Annotated in this window: 12 protein-coding genes; 4 read left to right on the top strand and 8 right to left on the bottom strand. The window is 73.4% G+C overall.

Going from position 1 to position 16,302, the window contains the following annotated elements:
• Positions 1 to 251 precede the first annotated feature (251 nt).
• Positions 252 to 938 (bottom strand): DUF4191 domain-containing protein, encoded by a 687-nt coding sequence (locus IW249_RS00825; RefSeq protein WP_196919011.1) that lies wholly within the window; start codon positions 936 to 938, stop codon positions 252 to 254.
• A gap of 207 nt (positions 939 to 1,145) precedes the next feature.
• Here IW249_RS00825 and IW249_RS00820 point away from each other — a divergent pair, with 207 nt between their 5' ends.
• On the top strand, positions 1,146 to 1,316 hold the full coding sequence (locus tag IW249_RS00820; protein ID WP_167493919.1) for a hypothetical protein: 171 nt from the start codon (positions 1,146 to 1,148) through the stop codon (positions 1,314 to 1,316).
• The gene (locus IW249_RS00815) at positions 1,313 to 4,384 is read left to right on the top strand and encodes a helix-turn-helix transcriptional regulator (protein WP_307788479.1); all 3,072 of its coding nucleotides are present in this window, start codon (positions 1,313 to 1,315) and stop codon (positions 4,382 to 4,384) included. The genes IW249_RS00820 and IW249_RS00815 overlap by 4 nt, the downstream gene beginning before the upstream one ends.
• Before the next feature lie 62 nt (positions 4,385 to 4,446).
• On the opposite strand, the gene IW249_RS00810 is transcribed toward IW249_RS00815, so the two are convergent.
• Together IW249_RS00810 and lipA are read right to left on the bottom strand one after the other, a co-directional pair.
• Positions 4,447 to 6,150, bottom strand: a complete 1,704-nt coding sequence (locus IW249_RS00810; RefSeq protein ID WP_196919010.1) for a hypothetical protein — start codon at positions 6,148 to 6,150, stop codon at positions 4,447 to 4,449.
• 53 nt (positions 6,151 to 6,203) lie between these two features.
• Entirely contained in the window at positions 6,204 to 7,199 is a 996-nt protein-coding gene (lipA, locus tag IW249_RS00805; protein WP_196919009.1) for a lipoyl synthase, read from the bottom strand.
• A 452-nt stretch (positions 7,200 to 7,651) separates the two neighbouring features.
• Between lipA and aspS the strand changes: the two genes are divergently transcribed.
• Positions 7,652 to 8,938: an aspartate--tRNA(Asn) ligase gene (gene aspS, locus IW249_RS00800; protein ID WP_196919008.1), complete on the top strand. Its 1,287-nt coding sequence runs from the start codon at positions 7,652 to 7,654 to the stop codon at positions 8,936 to 8,938.
• Between the two features lie 38 nt (positions 8,939 to 8,976).
• Here aspS and lipB read toward each other — a convergent pair whose 3' ends face one another.
• The 3 genes from lipB to IW249_RS00785 all read right to left on the bottom strand — a co-directional run bounded on the left by lipB (position 8,977) and on the right by IW249_RS00785 (position 12,847).
• Positions 8,977 to 9,618, bottom strand: a complete 642-nt coding sequence (gene lipB / locus IW249_RS00795; RefSeq protein ID WP_196919007.1) for a lipoyl(octanoyl) transferase LipB — start codon at positions 9,616 to 9,618, stop codon at positions 8,977 to 8,979.
• A 97-nt stretch (positions 9,619 to 9,715) separates the two neighbouring features.
• Positions 9,716 to 10,957, bottom strand: coding sequence for a TolB family protein (locus IW249_RS00790; RefSeq protein WP_196919006.1), 1,242 nt, complete (start codon positions 10,955 to 10,957; stop codon positions 9,716 to 9,718).
• A 57-nt stretch (positions 10,958 to 11,014) separates the two neighbouring features.
• The gene (locus tag IW249_RS00785) at positions 11,015 to 12,847 is read right to left on the bottom strand and encodes a DUF6311 domain-containing protein (RefSeq protein WP_196919005.1); all 1,833 of its coding nucleotides are present in this window, start codon (positions 12,845 to 12,847) and stop codon (positions 11,015 to 11,017) included.
• Between the two features lie 217 nt (positions 12,848 to 13,064).
• Here IW249_RS00785 and IW249_RS00780 point away from each other — a divergent pair, with 217 nt between their 5' ends.
• Entirely contained in the window at positions 13,065 to 14,288 is a 1,224-nt protein-coding gene (locus IW249_RS00780) for an extracellular catalytic domain type 1 short-chain-length polyhydroxyalkanoate depolymerase (protein ID WP_196919004.1), read from the top strand.
• Positions 14,289 to 14,313: 25 nt separating this feature from the next.
• Here IW249_RS00780 and IW249_RS00775 read toward each other — a convergent pair whose 3' ends face one another.
• Positions 14,314 to 15,228 carry an LLM class flavin-dependent oxidoreductase gene (locus IW249_RS00775; RefSeq protein ID WP_196919003.1) on the bottom strand — a complete coding sequence of 305 codons (915 nt, stop codon included), beginning with the start codon at positions 15,226 to 15,228 and terminating at the stop codon, positions 14,314 to 14,316.
• A 74-nt stretch (positions 15,229 to 15,302) separates the two neighbouring features.
• The gene (locus IW249_RS00770) at positions 15,303 to 16,202 is read right to left on the bottom strand and encodes a TIGR01777 family oxidoreductase (protein WP_196919002.1); all 900 of its coding nucleotides are present in this window, start codon (positions 16,200 to 16,202) and stop codon (positions 15,303 to 15,305) included.
• Between the last annotated feature and the right edge of the window lie 100 nt (positions 16,203 to 16,302).

The following is a 16,302-nucleotide window of genomic DNA, read 5'->3' as shown; positions in this document are numbered from 1 at the left end:
ACCCCGCCAAGGCCGATCCGGGAGTCCTAGATCGCGTCCGAGTTCGGTCGATCATGGAGTTGTGGTGCCTGGATTGGGGCTGTACGGGCACTTCGTCACCCACCACAACTCCATGATCGACGAGGCGCTGCGCAACGGTGTTGAGGTTCAGGACGAGCGCGAGGGCGAGGGTGGCCCGGGGTGGGCCGGCATGGGGGGTACGCGAAGGAGCCGGACCCGCACGGGTCCGGCTCCTTCGCGTACAACTGGGGTCAGCGGCCCCGCGACTGGCGGAAGGCGCCTGGCGGCCGCATGTTCTTCGGGATCGCGCCCTTGGGCATCTGCGGCCGGGCGGTGAGCGCCTTGAGTCGCTTGTCCAGCGAGTTGACGTCCTTGCCGGAGAGGGCGCGGGGCAGGCGCAGCAGCGTCGTCCGCAGCTTGCGGATCGGCAGCTCGCCCTCCTCCTGACCGATCACGTAGTCGTGCAGGGGAGCGGAGCCGATCACCTTGGACAGCCGCCGCTTCTCCTGGCCGAGCAGGCCGCGCACCCGCTGCGGGTTGCCCTCGGCCAGCAGGATCACGCCCGGGCGGCCGATCACCAGGTGGACCATGTCCATCTGGGTGGTCGAGCTGACCGCCGGGGTCACCCGCCAGTCGCCGCGCATGTTCTCCATGATCTGCGCCGCCGCGCCGGGTTGCCCCTCGGCGGCGTTCATCATCGCCTTGTTGGACCGCAGGTTGAGCACGATCAGCACCGCGAGCAGGACGAACAGGATGCCGATCGGCAGCCAGATCCAGCCCCAGAGGATGACCGCGACCACGGTGAGCGCGAGCGGGATCAGCACCGCCGCGGCGACCAACGGCGCGAACCACCGGTCCTGCTTGGCGGTGAACTGGAACACCATCCCGATCTGCTTCAGCCGCTGGCCGAACGAGACCTTCTCCTGGGGCTTTGCCATGCCGCAGAGTCTAGTGGTCGCCGCCGGCCCGGTTGATCCGCGTCCGGGTGCCCGGGCAGCTGAGTACCTTACGTCGCCGTACGTGCCCGGACGGGCCGGGTAAGGAGGCTGTGGGCGGGGAAGATGAGGCGCCATGCCCATGCCCGGGTGGGGCCTTCGCGCGAAGAGTCGTCAACAGAAGACGACGACGCCACGAAGGAGCCCGACATGTTCGGCAACGACGCTGATTTCCTGCTCACCCTGCACCGTACCCACGCCGCCGAGCTGCGCGCCGACGCGGCCGCCGACCGGCTCGCCCGGTCGCTGTCACGTCCGGTCAGCCGAGGGTGGTTGGGTCGGCGCAGGCAGGCCGGTCGCACCAGCGACGCCCGCCGGTGACCGCGCCCAGCGCGGCTGCCACGTCCACCGCGCCCAGCGCGGCTGCCACGTCCACCGCGCCCAGCGCGGCTGCCACGTCCACCGCACCGGCCCGCCCCGACCCGACCCCGCCGCCCGGCCACCGGCCGATCGGCGGGGCCGGCGGGGCGGGCCGCCATGGCATGCTCGAACACGTGACCGTACGCGCTGCCAGCTCCGTCCTCGTCGGGCGTCACCGCGAGATCGCGGCACTGCGGGACGCGCTGGGCCGGGCGCGGGCCGGGGAGCCGACCACAGTGCTGGTCGGCGGCGAGGCGGGCGTGGGCAAGACCCGGCTACTGGAGGACTTCGCCGGCTGGGCCACCGACGGCGCGGCGCGGGTGCTCGTCGGCCAGTGCCTGGAGTTGGGGGAGGCGGGCCTGCCGTTCGCCCCGTTCGCCGCCGCGCTGCGGGCGGTGCTCCGCGCCGACGGCCCCGAGGTCTTCGCCGGGTACGAGGCGGAGTTCGCCCCGCTCCTGCCGGAGCTGGGCCGCGCCGCGACGTTGGCCACCCCGCGTGCCGTCCCGCTCAGCGACGCCCCGCGCGGCTACCTGTTCGACCTGGTCGCCGAGCTGTTCCAGCGGCTGGCCGATGCTCGCCCGCTGGTCCTGATCATCGAGGACCTGCACTGGGCCGACCGCTCCACCCGCGACCTGATCGGCTTCCTCGTCCGGGCGGCGAGGCCGGGCCGGCTGCTGCTGGTCTGCACCTACCGCACCGACGAGTTGCAGCGCGGCCACCCGCTGCGCCCGTTCCTCGCCGAGCTGGACCGGGCCCGGGGTGTGGAGCGGGTCGAGCTGGGCCGCCTGGACCGCGACGGCACCGCCGCGATCCTCGCCGACCTGCTCGGCGCCGAGCCGCTCGCCCGCGCCGTCGACGACGTCCACGACCGCACCCAGGGCAACCCTTTCTTCATCGAGGAGTTGGCCGTCGCCGGTGACCCGATCGGCTGCGCGGCGCTCCCCGAGACACTGCGTGACCTGCTGCTGGCCCGAGTGGACCGGCTTCCCGAGCCGGCCCAGCGGGTGTTGCGGATCGCGGCCGCCGGCGGCACCCGTTTCGCCCACGACCTGCTCGCCGAGGTCGCCGGGCTGCCCGAGGCCGAGCTGGAGGACGCGTTGCGCGCCGCCGTCGCCGCCCAACTGGTGGTGGCCGACCGGGACGGTGACTACGAGTTCCGGCACGCGCTGGTCCGCGAGGCCGTGCACGACGAGCTGCTGCCCGGTGAGCACGCCCGGCTGCACGCCCGCTTCGCCGCCGCCATCGAGGCCCAGCCGCACCTGGTCGCCGCCGGCCGGGCCCCGGCCGAGATCGCCCACCACTGGCACGCCGCGCACGACCACCCGCGTGCCCTCGTCGCCGCGCGAGCCGCCGCGTGCGCCGCCGCCGACCGGTACGCGTACGCCGAGCAGCGCCGACTGCTGGAGCGGGCGCTGGAGTTGTGGGAGCTGGTGCCGGACGCCGCCGACCTGCTCGGCATGGACCACCTGGCGTTGCTGGAGCAGACCCTGGACGCCGCGGTCACCGCCGGCGACTTCAGTCGGGCCATCACCCTGACCCGGGCCGGGCTGGCCGAGGTGGACGCCGAGGCCGCGCCGCTGCGCGCCGCCCGCCTGCTGGACCAGCGCGGTCGACTGATGGCCCTGCTGGGCAAGAGCGACGGCAGCCGTGAGCTGGACGAGGCGTACCGGCTGGCGGCCGGTGGCCCGCCCGGCGCGGAGCGGGTTCGGCTGCTCGCCGACATCGCCACCCACCTGGTCAAGATCGACCCGCAGAAGGCGGCCCGGGTGGCAGCCGAGGCCGCCACCGACGCCGAGGCGTTCGGGGTGAACGTGGCCCTGCTGTCGACGCGGATCGCGCTGCTCTGCCACGGCGAGCGGGACCTGACCGGCGGGTTGGCCGAGCTGGGCCGGGCGGCTGCCGCCGCCCGTGCGGCGGGCGACGCGCCGACACTGGTGCTCGCCATGGTGTTCGAGTCGGACATGCTCTGCGAGTTGGGCCGCTACGCCGAGTCCGCGCAGGCCGCCGAGGCTGGCGTCGCCGAGGCGCGACGGGTGGGGATCAGCCGCTCCACCGGTGCGTACCTGCTCTCCAACCGGGCCGAGGCGCTCATCGCGCTGGGTCGGTGGGACGAGGCCGAGGCGGTCTGCGCGGAGGCCGCCCGGATCGACCTGTCCGGTGTGACCGGGCTGCACTGGCTCCAGCTGGGTGCCGGGCTGCGGCTGGCCCGCGCCCATCCGGGCGCCGACGAGCTGGTCGACCGGGCGCTCACCTTCCTCAACCGGCCGTACCTGTGGCCGAACCACCGCCTGCCCCTGCACGAGCTGGCCATCGAGGCGGCGCTGGCCGCTGACGACAAGGTCGAGGCGGTACGGGCGGCCCGCGTCGCGGTGGCCGACGGAAGCCTGCCGCAGCTGCCCCGGGAGGGTTGGCCGGTGCTCAGCGCCGCCGCGCGTACCGCAGCCCGGGTGGGGGACCGGGAGCTGGCGGTCGCCGTGGCGGCGCTCGCCGCCGACCTGCCGGCGCTTCACCCGGCGGCCCGTGCGCACGCCGCCCAGGTCACCGCGCTGCTCGCTGTCGGCGACCAGGCGCTGCCGGCCTGGCGTACGGCGGTCGAGGCGTGGCGGGCCGACGGGCAGCCCTACCCGCTGGGCCGGGCGCTGCTGGCGCTGGCCGAGGCGACCGCAGCAGCCGGGGAACGCGACGAGACGGCGGCGGCGGTCACCGAGGCCACCGAGATCGGGCGGCGGCTGGGCGCGGCGCCGCTGGTCGAGGCGGCCGCAACCCTGGCGCGGCGGGTCGGCCTGCGTGGCGCGTCCGGGGGCGGGGCCGGCGCGGACCTGCTGACCGCCCGGGAGCGGGAGGTGCTGCGTCTGGTCGCGGAGGGGCACAGCAACAGCCGGATCGCCGAGCGGTTGTTCATCTCTCCGAAGACGGCAAGCGTGCACGTCTCCCGGATCATCGCCAAGCTGGGCGTGACCAACCGGGTGGAGGCCGCCGCCCTGGCCCACCGCCTCGGCCTGCTCACCGAGACCGCCGCGCCGCGCTGACGCGCGCGCCGAAACCGGCGGGCCGCGCACCGAGGTCGCCGGGCTGACGTGCACCGCCGAGGTCAGCGCGGCAGGTAGATGCGCCAGCCCTCGATGGTGACCAGGTCGAGGCTGCCGGGCGTGACCCGCTGCCGCTCGTCGAGCACCTCCGCCAGGGGCGAGCCGGTCGGCGCGACCCAGGCCGGTGCCGCCGCGCTGTCGACCTCCCGGCGGTACGCGGGGTAGCGGTCGAAACCGGGGCGCAGTGTGTCGTCGACGACGGCGCAGACCACCTGTTCGGCGCTGGCGAAGGTGAGCCGGTTGCAGGTCCAGTAGCCGGCGCGAACGTGTCGTACGCCGAGCTGGCGCAGGGTGCTCACCAGCTCGGTGTGCCGGGCCTCGGCGGCCCGGGTCGCCGGGACGGTCTGCGCTGCCTGCCAGGTGGCGTGGGCGGCGGTGCCCAGCGTGGCGGCGAGCACCACCACAGCGACCGACCGGGTCAGCGTCGACCCGACACCGTGCCGGTCGGCGACTGCCGTTCGCAGCCCGTGCCGGGCCACCGCCCACACCGGCCAGAGCAGCGCCGGCAACGAGATGAGCAGGCAGGACAGGTAGCGGGAACTCTCCACCGGCGTGAGCCCGGCGGAGCTGCTCACCGTGTACGCGCCGAGGGTGACCACGGCGGCCAGCACGAGCGCCAGCCGGACCGTCGCCGCCACCCGGGGTGACACCGTGCCGGGGCCGACAGCGGCCGGTTCGCGGGTGCGCAGGGCCCGCCAGGCGGTGACGGTGGCGATGGCCAGCAGCAGCGGCAGGGCGAGCGCCCACCACAGTTGCCAGTTGGCGCACTGCCCGGGAGCGCAGAAACCCATGCCCAGCGGCGGGCCGAGCAGCAGGCCGCCGTGCAGCCGGTCCGTCCAGCCGGCGGTGGCGTTCGCGCCGCTGGCCGCGAGCACCGCGTGCAGCGGGTTGCGCCCGGTCAGCAGGCTGTGCAGCAGCAGCGGGGCCGCCCCCAGCACGGCCGCCGCCCCGAGCAGTGCCCCGGCGGTGCCCCACAGCTCCCGGCGGCAGAACCCGACGAGCACCGCGCCGGTCGCCGCGACGTACGGCAGCACGAGCGGGTCGACCCAGAGCATCAGCCCGGCCAGGAATCCCCACGTCGCCCAGCGCGCCAGTCGCCAGCCGGGTCGCCCGGTGCCGGTCGTCCGCCCGTCGGGTTCCCCGGAGCCGGTCGATCGTCGCCCCGGTCGACCGGTGGCCAGTTCCACGGCGAGCACTGCCAGCGCCGCCCCGGCCGCGTTCATCTCGGGGTAGCCGCCGCCGGCGATCAGCTGGTTCTTGACGATCCGGTCGGAGCCGAGGGCCAGCAGCGCCACCATCAGCAGCCCGAACCACCGGTCCCCGGTCAGCCGCAGCGTCAACCGCCAGGCCAGCAGCAGGAACAGCGTGTACAGCGCCAGCGTGGGCAGCCGCAGACCGAGCAGCGACGGCCCACCGGCGAGGGCGAACACCGGCGCGGCCAGGTACGCCTCCAGCGTGCCCATGTACTGCTGGCCGTAGAACCAGACCGGGAAGTCCTCGCCCCGGGCGATGTGCAGCGCGGCCAGCCCCATTGTGGCCTCGTCGCTGTTCGTCGGCGGCGCGGCCTGCGTCAGCAGCCAGAGCCGGTAGCCCACCCCGGCGAGCACCGCCAACCCGGTGAGCCAACCGACCAGGCCGGGGCGTGCGCCGGGTCGCGGGCGCGGCGAGTCCGCGCCGCGCGGCTGCTCGCGTACGCCGACGGTCATCACAGGATCATGACATCCGCACGCCGAACGGCCGTGCGGCGTTGCCGGCGGAGTCAGCTGGCGGTGGCGACCGAGGCGGCGGCGCGGGCGTCGATGGCCTGCTTGTAGAGCCGACCGGCCCGGTACGACGAACGCACCAGCGGCCCGCTCATCACCCCGGCAAAGCCGATCTCCTCGGCCTCCTCGCGCAGCTCCACGAACTCCTCCGGCTTGACCCAACGGGTCACCGGGTGGTGCCGGGGCGAGGGGCGCAGGTACTGGGTGATGGTGATCAGCTCGCAGCCGGCCTCGTGCAGGTCGCGCAGCGCCTGCGAGACCTCGGCCCGCTCCTCGCCCATGCCCAGGATGAGGTTGCTCTTGGTGACCAGGCCGTCGGCGCGGGCCTGCCGGATCACGTCCAGCGAGCGGTCGTAGCGGAACGCCGGCCGGATGCGCTTGAAGATGCGCGGCACGGTCTCCACGTTGTGCGCCAGCACCTCGGGGCGGGAGCCGAAGACCTCGGCCAACTGCTCGGGGACGGCGTTGAAGTCCGGGATCAGCAGCTCGACGCCGCAGCCGGGCTGCAGGGCGTGGATCTGTCGGACGGTCTCGGCGTACAGCCAGGCGCCGCCGTCGGGCAGGTCGTCACGGGCGACACCGGTGATGGTGGCGTACCGCAGCCCCATCGAGACGACCGACTCGGCGACCCGACGCGGCTCGTCGGCGTCGAACTCGGCCGGCTTGCCGGTGTCGATCTGGCAGAAGTCGCAGCGCCGGGTGCACTGGTCACCGCCGATGAGGAAGGTGGCCTCCCGGTCTTCCCAACACTCGTAGATGTTGGGGCAGCCGGCCTCCTGGCAGACGGTGTGCAGCCCCTCGCGCGAGACGAGCCCACGCAGTTGGGTGTACTCCGGCCCCATCTTGGCCTTGACCTTGATCCATGGCGGTTTGCGCTCGATCGGCGTCTCGGCGTTGCGCGCCTCGATCCGCAGCAGACGCCGCCCCTCGGGGGCCGCCGTTGCGGTGCGCGCTGCCTGGCCGGTCGTCGGCGCGGAGTGCTCGATCGTCACGAAAATGAGCCTACGCCGGACGGCAGGTGTCTATGTGCGTCAGGCGACCGGCGTCACGCCCCAAACGTTGTGACGCCGGACACCGGGGTGTCGAAAATGTGCGTCACACGAGCGGGATTCGGGTGCTACGGTCACCGCCAACAGCGACGACGGAGCCGAGTAGCCCCCGACCCGCCAGTGCAGAGAGCCGCCGGTGCTGAGAGGCGGTCTGGCGCCGGGGCGCGAAGACCCTCCCGAGCTGCGGGAAGAACGGCCGCGGGTCACCCGCGCCCAGTAGAGCCCGCCCGGCTGGCCCCGGTCATCAGGCGACGAAAGAGGCCCCCGCTTCGGCGGGGGTGAAGGTGTGGTGGCACCGCGAGGTTCCCGCTCGCCCACACCTCCCTGGGGCTGATGCCACGCATCGCTTCCCCAGGGCGGCGACGGCGTGGCGATCGACCGAGGAGCAGTACGCCATGCAACGAACCCTGTCCCAGCAACTGCCCGCCAGGATCGGCACGACAGTGCGGATCGCCGGTTGGGTGCACCGCCGCCGACTGCTCAAGTCGGTCGCCTTCCTGATCGTGCGGGACGCCACCGGCCTGGCCCAGGTGGTCGTCACCGACCCGGCCGTCCGCGCCGAGCTGGAGAAACTCACCGAGGAGACGGTCGTCGAGGTCACCGCGACGGCCACCGCGAACGACACCGCGCCCGCCGGGGTCGAGCTGACCGACCCGACGGTACGTCCACTCGGGTCGCCCGCCACACCGCCACCGTTCGACCTGTACCGGCCGGCGCTCACCGCGAGCCTGCCCACCCAGCTGGACAACGCGCCCACCGCGCTGCGGCACCCCACCCGGTCGGCCGCGCTGCGGATCTCGGCCGCCGCGGTGGCCGGGTTCCGGGCCGCACTCGACACCCACGACTTCGTGGAGGTCCACACACCGAAGGTGGTCAGCTCCAGCACCGAGAGCGGAGCGAACGTGTTCGCGCTCGACTGGTTCGGCCGGCCCGCGTACCTGGCCCAGTCACCGCAGTTCTACAAGCAGCTGATGGTCGGCGTCTTCGAACGTGTCTACGAGGTGGGGCCGGTCTTCCGGGCCGAACCGCACGACACCGTCCGGCACCTCGCGCAGTACACGTCGCTCGACGCGGAGCTGGGCTTCATCGCCGACCACCGGGACGTGATGCGCGTGCTGCGCGACACGGTGGCCGGGATGCTGGACGCGGTCAGCGGGCGGGCCGGCGCCGCTCTGGCGACGCTCGGCGTCACGCCGCCGCAGGTGCCGGCGCAGATCCCGGCGGTGCACTTCACCGAGGCGCTGACGATCGCCGGCGCGCCCGCCGACGAGCCGGACCTCGCTCCCGCCCACGAACGGGCGCTGGGCGAGTGGGCAATGCGTGAACACGGGTCGGACTTCCTCTTCGTCACCGGCTACCCGATGGCCAAGCGGCCCTTCTACACCCACCCCGACCCGGAGCGGCCCGCGTACTCGAACGGTTTTGACCTGCTCTTTCGTGGTCTGGAGCTGGTCACCGGCGGGCAGCGGCTGCACCAGCACGCCGACTACCTGGCGGCGTTGGCGGCCCGGGGTGAGCCGGTCGAGCCGTACGCCGGCTACCTGGACGCGTTCCGGCACGGCATGCCACCGCACGGTGGCTTCGCCATCGGCCTGGAACGGTTCGTGGCCCGGCTGGTCGGCGCGGCAAACATCCGGCAGGTCACCGCGTTCCCGCGTGACCTGCACCGCCTGACGCCATGAGCGAGGCGGCCCCCGGCGTCGCCGCCGGGGGCCGCAGCTCAGACCTCGATGAGGGTGGAGAGTCGACGCTCGACCACCGGCAGCACGTCGGCGACGCTGACCGGGTGGCCCAGCTCGGCGGTGAGCGAGGTGACGCCCGCGTCCCGGATGCCGCACGGGACGATCCGGTCGAAGTACGTCAGGTCGCAGTCGCAGTTGATCGAGAAGCCGTGCAGGGTGACGCCCCGGGCCACCCGGATGCCGATGGCCGCCACCTTGCGGGCCGGCCCCCGGTCGTCCTCGGGCACCCAGACCCCGCTGCGCCCCTCGACCCGACCGGCGGTCAGCCCGACCTCGGCGCACACGTCGATGAGCAGCTCTTCGGTCCGGCGCACGTAGGCGACCACGTCCACCGGGTCGGGCAGGCGCAGGATCGGGTAGCCGACGAGCTGCCCCGGCCCATGCCAGGTGATCTTGCCGCCACGGTCCACGTCGACGACCGGAGTGCCGTCCATCGGCCGGTCCCACGGTTCGGTGCGCTTGCCCGCCGTGTAGACGCTCGGGTGCTCCAGCAGCAGCACTGTGTCGCCGCGCTCGCCAGCCACCACCGACTCGTGCAGGCGCCGCTGCTCGTCCCAGGCGGCCTGGTAGTCGAGCAGGCCGGCGCGGACGGCCGTCAGGCCGGGGGTCGTCGTCGTCACGGCAACAAGCCTAGTCCCGCTACCGGCGATCTTCCCTGGTGAGCCACCTCACCAGGGCCTCGTCGTGCCGGTCGCGGCACACCTCGGCGGCTCGTCGTCACGCCGGAGCCGGGGCCGTCGCAGTGCGCCGGCGACGAGTCCGGCGGACGACGAGAGCGATCGCGAGCAGCGCTGGCACGGCCAGCGTCAGGTAGACCCAGAGCGGGGCGGCGAACGGTGACGGCCGGGGCTCCGGCCCGCCGAACGCGGCCCGGGTCAGCAGGTCGCCCGGCACCATCAGGTCGGTCGACCCGACCGGCGTGGTCACCAGCACCTCACGACCGCCGTCGGGCGACAGCGCGGCGAGAAAGGCTTGCCGGTCCGTGTCCGCCTCCGTTTCGCTGACATACCGCAGGACCGGGTCGTCGCCGCGCCAGCCGATGATCCCGCTCGCCGAGATGCCGGCCGGCAGGGCCTGGCCGACGGCCTGGCCGGTGGCCGTGTCCAGGAACTCGATCCGCCAGGTGCGCGCCGCCGCCTGCTCGGATGTGCACCTGGGGCCGGCGCAGCCGTCGAAGGCGAGCAGCGCGAGCCGCCGGCCGTCGGGATGCCAGGCGGCAGGACCGGCCAACATCCGCCGGTCGCCCAGGTCGACCTGCCAACGAGGGCCGCCGCCGGCCGGGTCGACGACCACCAGTCGCTGGCGCTCAGCGAGCTGGGCTGGCACGTCCGGCGAGCCGGTGACCGCCACCAGGTCGCCACCGGGTGACCAGGCCGCTGCGGTGTGCGCGGCGAAGGTGCCGACGTCGAGCGTCCGCTCGGTGCCCCGGAACGGGTCGACGACGAGCAGGTCGTCGGGCTTCTCCGGGTCGTTGAGCTGCTGATTGTCCGGCCCGAAGCTGATCACGTCGTCGTCGTTGCTGCGGGTGCCCAGCACCTGCTGCCCGTCCGGCGACCATGCCATCGGGTACACGCCCGTGCTCACCGTGCGGCGCTGCCGGCCGGTGGTGAGATCCAGTAGCTCGCCGAAGTACGGCCGGAGGTAGTGCCGTCCATCCGGGGAGAGCAGTCCGTGCCCCTCGCCGATGCGTATCGGGATCAGCCGGTACGCGCCGTCCCGGTCGACCAGCACACCTGTCGACTCGAAATAGCGGGTGCGGTCGGTGAAGAACAGCAGCGCGGCCGGACCGGCCGGGCGTTGCCCCACCGTGGCCTGCCACAGCCAGGGATCGTGCACCCGGGTCGGCACCACCCCGGCCGCGCTCCCGGCGGCCGTTGCGGCTGGTGTGTCGAGCGCGACGAGCCCCAGCACGAGCGCTACCACGGCAGCACGCCGCAATCGCCCGCCGGTCAATCTCATCGGCCCATTAGACGCGATGGCGACCGGTCGTGATGCCCCCGCCGGCCGTGTCGCGGCCTACCGGTCGGCCGGTGGGATGCGCCAGAGCCAGACGTCGTCGACCCGTTGCGGCTCGCCGAACAGGGCGGTGCCGGTACGCCGCAGCGCCTCCTCGTCGACCTCGAACTTCGCGCCGTGCACCTCGTCGGCGAGCACCACCGTCTCGATGCGCCAGTGCCGCAGGTCCGACTGGACCTCCCGGATGGTCCCGTCGGTGACGATGGGAACCAGCCCGGTACGGCCGGCCTGGTCCATCAACGCGCTCAGCGTGCGCGGCACCGGGCCGATCCGGCCCCGCCCGTCCGGCCCACCGGGGCCGAGGAAGAAGCCGCCGGGGATCTCGAACTCGCCCTGCCGGTGCGACAGCGCGTACGCCTGCCAGCGTTGGCCGTCCGGGTAGATGTCCACTGTCAGCGGCACCGGGGTCAGCACCCCGTCGGGGGACACGTAGTCCCGCCACGTGCCGGAGGTGATGAAGCGCGGGATCGGCTCCCGCTCGTCGGTCAGCAGAGGGGTGGGCAGCAGCGGTACCAGGGCCACCGCGAAGCCGACCAGCCAGGCCAGCTCCGTGGAGCGGTGCCGTGGTGGTGCGGCGCGCAGTTGGTCGACGGCGTACGCCAGCAGCAGCCCGACCACTGGCGCGACCACCAGCGCCAGTCGGGCCGGTAGCGCGGCGTTCACCACCGGAAGTTGCCCGACCAGGTCGAACGGCATGGGGAGGTCGGTGCGTCGGCCGTCGACCTTGGCGACCGGGCCGAAGGAGAGCACCGTGAAGATCAGCGCGAGGGCGCCCAGCGCCCAGAGGGTGGCCCGGCGGTGCGGGTCGGCCCGCCGCCAGAGGGCGACGAAACAGACCACTGTGAGCACCAGCAGCGGGATGCCGAAGAACGAGTTCTCCTCGGTCGGATTCGGTGCCAGTGACGTGCCCAACCCGGCCTCGCCGGCCAGCGAGCGGCGCGGGAAGGCGCCGAACGCCGCGATGTCCTCGGAGTGGATCACCGGGTCGAAGCCGGTGCCGTGGAACCGTTGTGGCCCGGCGAAGTGCAACCACAAGGGGTACGACAGCAGCACGCCGGCGACCACGGCGGTCACGCCCAGCCCGCGCAGGAAGGTGGGCAGCGCGGCACGTGCCTCCGCGCGGTTGGCCGGGTGCAGCGCCCAGATGGCGACGAACACCCCCAGCGCCAGCGCGGTGAAGAAGAGCCCCTCGGCGGCGATCGAGAAGGCCACCGCGACCAGCACGCCGAGGATCACCCCGTCGCGCAGCCAGTGCCCCGCGCGGCGCAGCGCGAACAACCGCCAGATCAGCAGCGGCACCAGCCAACCGGCGGTCCAGTTCAGGTGCGCGTTGGCGTGCGACACCATGCCGGGGGAGTAGGCGATGAACAGGGCGCCGACCCCGGCGGCCAGCCGGCTGCGCACCAGGTGCCGGGAGAGCAGCCAGTACCAGACCAGCGCGGTGGCGAGCAGGTTCAGGGTGAGGATCACCAGGAAGGTCGCCGGTGGTCCGATCAGGTACGTGAGCGGGGCGAAGACCACCGCGTACACGGTGATCGAGGTGTTGACCGCGAGGTTCACGCCGTCCGGCACGTTGATCAGGTAGGTGAAGAGCGGGTTATCGCCGTGGGTGACCGCGTGCCCGCCGAAGGCCAGCAGCCACTCGAACAGCGCCTGGTCGCTGGAGTTGACGGTGATGGTGCGGACGTTCGGGTCCCGCCACAGCCCGCTGGTCACCCAGACGGCGAGCGCGAGCGCCACCAGCACGACGATCAGGTCGGCCCGGCGGTCCCGGACGGTGCGCGGCGTTGACGCGGGTGCGGGCCCGGTGGCCAGCGACGGGGAGGACGGCACGCAGCGGACGTTACCAACCGGACCTGGACGGGCCGGTCAGACCTGCAAGGAGGGGACCGTTGGGGACGGATTCCACCCGCCACGTCGACGGTTCGGCGTACACAGCGTCCGTCGTGAATGTGTGAGTGTGCCCCATGTCATAGCGGCGACACATCGTCGTAACGTCACGGCAACTCGACAGTGACCCAGTTCACAGTCCGCCCCTCAGGAGGCCGCCGTGCGCCGCTCCTCGTCCACCCTCACCCGGCTGCTCGGTGCGGTCGCCGGGCTCGCCCTCGCCGTAGCGGGCGTGGTCGCCGTCGCCGCACCCGCCCAGGCCGCCACCCTCACCCAGGTCACCGGGTTCGGCTCCAACCCCGGAAACCTCGCCATGTACGCCTACCGGCCGGACGGCCTGCCGGCCAACTCCCCGGCCGTCGTCCTGCTGCACGGCTGCACCCAGAACGCCTCCGGCTACTTCGCCAACTCCGGCTGGCAGAAGTACGCCGACCAGTGGAAGTTCGCCCTGATCGTCGCCCAGCAGCCGTCCGGCAACAACGCCAACTCCTGCTTCAACTTCTTCGAGGCGGGCGACACCACCCGCGGTCAGGGCGAGGCGCTGTCGATCAAGCAGATGGTCGACCACGCCAAGGCCAACTTCGCGGTGAACGGCTCCCGGGTCTACGTCAGCGGGCTGTCCGCCGGTGGGGCGATGAGCGCGGTCATGCTGGCCACCTACCCGGACGTCTTCGCCGCCGGATCGATCATCGCGGGGATTCCGTACCGCTGCGCCACCAGCATGGTCAACGCGTTCAGCTGCATGAACCCGGGGGCGGACAAGACCCCGGCCGCCTGGGGCGACCTGGTCCGTGGTGCGTACTCCGGCTACACCGGCCCGCGCCCCCGGGTGGCGATCTGGCACGGCACCTCGGACACCACTGTCACGCCTCTCAACGGCACCGAGTCCCGTGACCAGTGGACCAACGTGCGGGGCGTGTCGCAGACCCCGACCAGCACCTCGTCGCTGCCCGGCAACACCAGCCTGGAGGTGTACGGCAACGACGACGTACGCCTCTACCGGATCTCCGGGATGGGCCACGGCACCCCGGTCGACCCGGGATCGGCGGCCGAGCAGTGCGGCACCGCTGGCGCGTACTTTCTGGACACCATCTGCTCGACGTACCGTGACGCGCTCTTCTTCGGCCTGAACGGCGGCGGCACCAACCCGACCCCGACCCCGACGGCTACCCCAACCCCCACGCCGACCCCCACGGCCACCCCGACCACGCCGCCGACCTGCGTGACGGCCAGCAACTACGCACACGTGGCGGCCGGTCGGGCGTACCAGTCCGGCGGCTACGCCTACGCCAACGGCTCCAACCAGCGGATGGGCCTGTACAACACCTTCTACACCAGCGCCCTCAAGCAAACCGCCCCCAACTACTGGGTAATCGGCTGCTGAGTCCCACCCCACCCCCGGCGTGGGATCAGGTCAGCCGGGCCAGGACCGGCGCGAGCGGATCCAGCGCGTCGTCGCGGACCACGAACCGGGTCACCCCCCAGCGCCGTTCGTGCTCGGTGACCGCCGTGATGATCTCGTCCACCGTGCCGATCAGCACGAATGGGGTGGCCAGCAGTTCGGCGACCGTCATGCCGTTGCGCCGGGCCTGTTCCGCGGCGGCAGCCTCCGCGTCGTCGGTGACCACCACCGTCTGCACCAGCGCCTCCAGCGCCGGCGGGTCGGCCCGGCCGGCTGCGCCGGCGGCCACACAGGCCAGCTGCGCCTCGATCTGGTCGGCCCGCCAGCGCGCCTCATGCTGGTGGCCGTCGGCGAGGGTACGCCCGAACCCGGTCAGCCCGACCACATCGGCGTGCGCGCCGGCCCAGCGCAGCAGCGTCGAGTTCGCCGTACCCATCGTCAGCGGGATCCGCTCCTGCACCGGCCGGGGATCGCGCAGCACCGCCCCGCGCATCGTCAGCTCGGCCGAGTCGACGGTGACCGAGGCGCCGTCGAGCAGGGCGCGGACCGCCTCGGCGACGGCCACGCAACGGCGGACCCGCCCGGCCACGTCGGGGCGTTCCCGGCCCACCGCGCGCCACTCCGCCGGGGTGTGACCGGCACCGACACCGAGCCGGGCCCGTCCACCGGAGATCAGATCGAGGGTGGCCACGTCCGCCGCGAGCAGCATCGGTTCCCGTACGCCGAGGTTCGACACGTACGAGCCGAGCCCGATCGTCGAGGTGACCGGGGCCGCGGCGGCCAGCGCCACGAACGGTGACGTCACGTCCCCGGGGTGGTCGGCGGCGAGCAGGGCGTCGAAGCCGGCGGTCTCGGCCCGACGGGCCAGCTCGGCCCAGCTCGCCGCGTCGGTCGGGGTGGCCTGGAGGGAGAAGGTCGCCATTGGTCCAGCATCGGCCCACGCCGGCTCACCGACGACCCGCTGACCGCCGATTCTGCCGAGGGCCGAACCACCGGTCAGGGGGTCAGGGCTGCTTGGAGGGCTTGGGGGAGGGTGGGGTGCTGGTAGCGGTAGGCGGCTCGGGTGAGGACGCCGGGGAGGACGCGGGTGCTGGTGAGGGCCTCGTGGGCGAAACCGCCGAGGACCACCTTGAGCGCCAGTGCGGGGATCGGGATGATCGCCGGGCGGTGCAGCTGCCGGGCCAACTCGCGGGTGAACTCGGCGTTCGTCACCGGGTTCGGCCCCACCACGTTCACCGGGCCGGCGACCTCGTCGTGGTCGAGCAGGAAGCGGGTCGCGTCCAGCCAGTCGGCCATCGAGATCCACGGCAGCCACTGCCGGCCGCTGCCCAGCCGGCCGGCGATGCCCAGCTTGAACGGCAGCAGTTGCGGCTTGAGCAGCCCGCCCTCGCGGTGCAGCGGCAGACCGGTACGCAGTCGGACCACGCGTACCCCGGCGTCCTCGGCCGGCCGGGTCGCGGCCTCCCACACCCGGCAGACGTCGGCCAGGAAGCCCTCGCCGGCCGGCGCGTCCTCCTCGACCGCCCGGTCGCCCGTGTTGCCGTACCAGCCGACGGCCGATGAGTTGAGCAGCACCCGGGGTCGGTCCGCGGTGGGCAGCCCGGCGATGGTGGTCGCCAGCGTGGTGGTGCTGTCCACCCGGCTGGTGCGGATCAACCGGCGGTAGTCGTCGTCCCAGCGCTTGTCGCCGACGCCCGCGCCGGCCAGGTTGATGACCGCGTCGGCCTCGGCGACCACGGCCGGGTCGAGGTGCCCGGCGGCGGGGTCCCACCGCCGCTCCTGCGAGTCGCGCGGCGACCGACGGACCAGCCGGGTGATCTGGTGCCCGTCCGCCGCGAGCCGGTCGGCCAGCCGGGTGCCGAGGAAGCCGGACGCGCCGGCCAGAAGGATCCGCATACCCCCATCTTCGTCCAGAACGCCGCCGACGGATGCGTGGGGCGGCCGACGTCACCGGCTGTGGGACGGACCGGCGAAGAAATCTGCGGGCGGCGCCATG

It is taken from the genome of Micromonospora vinacea (genome assembly GCF_015751785.1).
Taxonomy (GTDB): Bacteria; Actinomycetota; Actinomycetes; order Mycobacteriales; family Micromonosporaceae; genus Micromonospora; species Micromonospora vinacea.
This window is presented reverse-complemented; position numbering and strand designations above follow the sequence as displayed.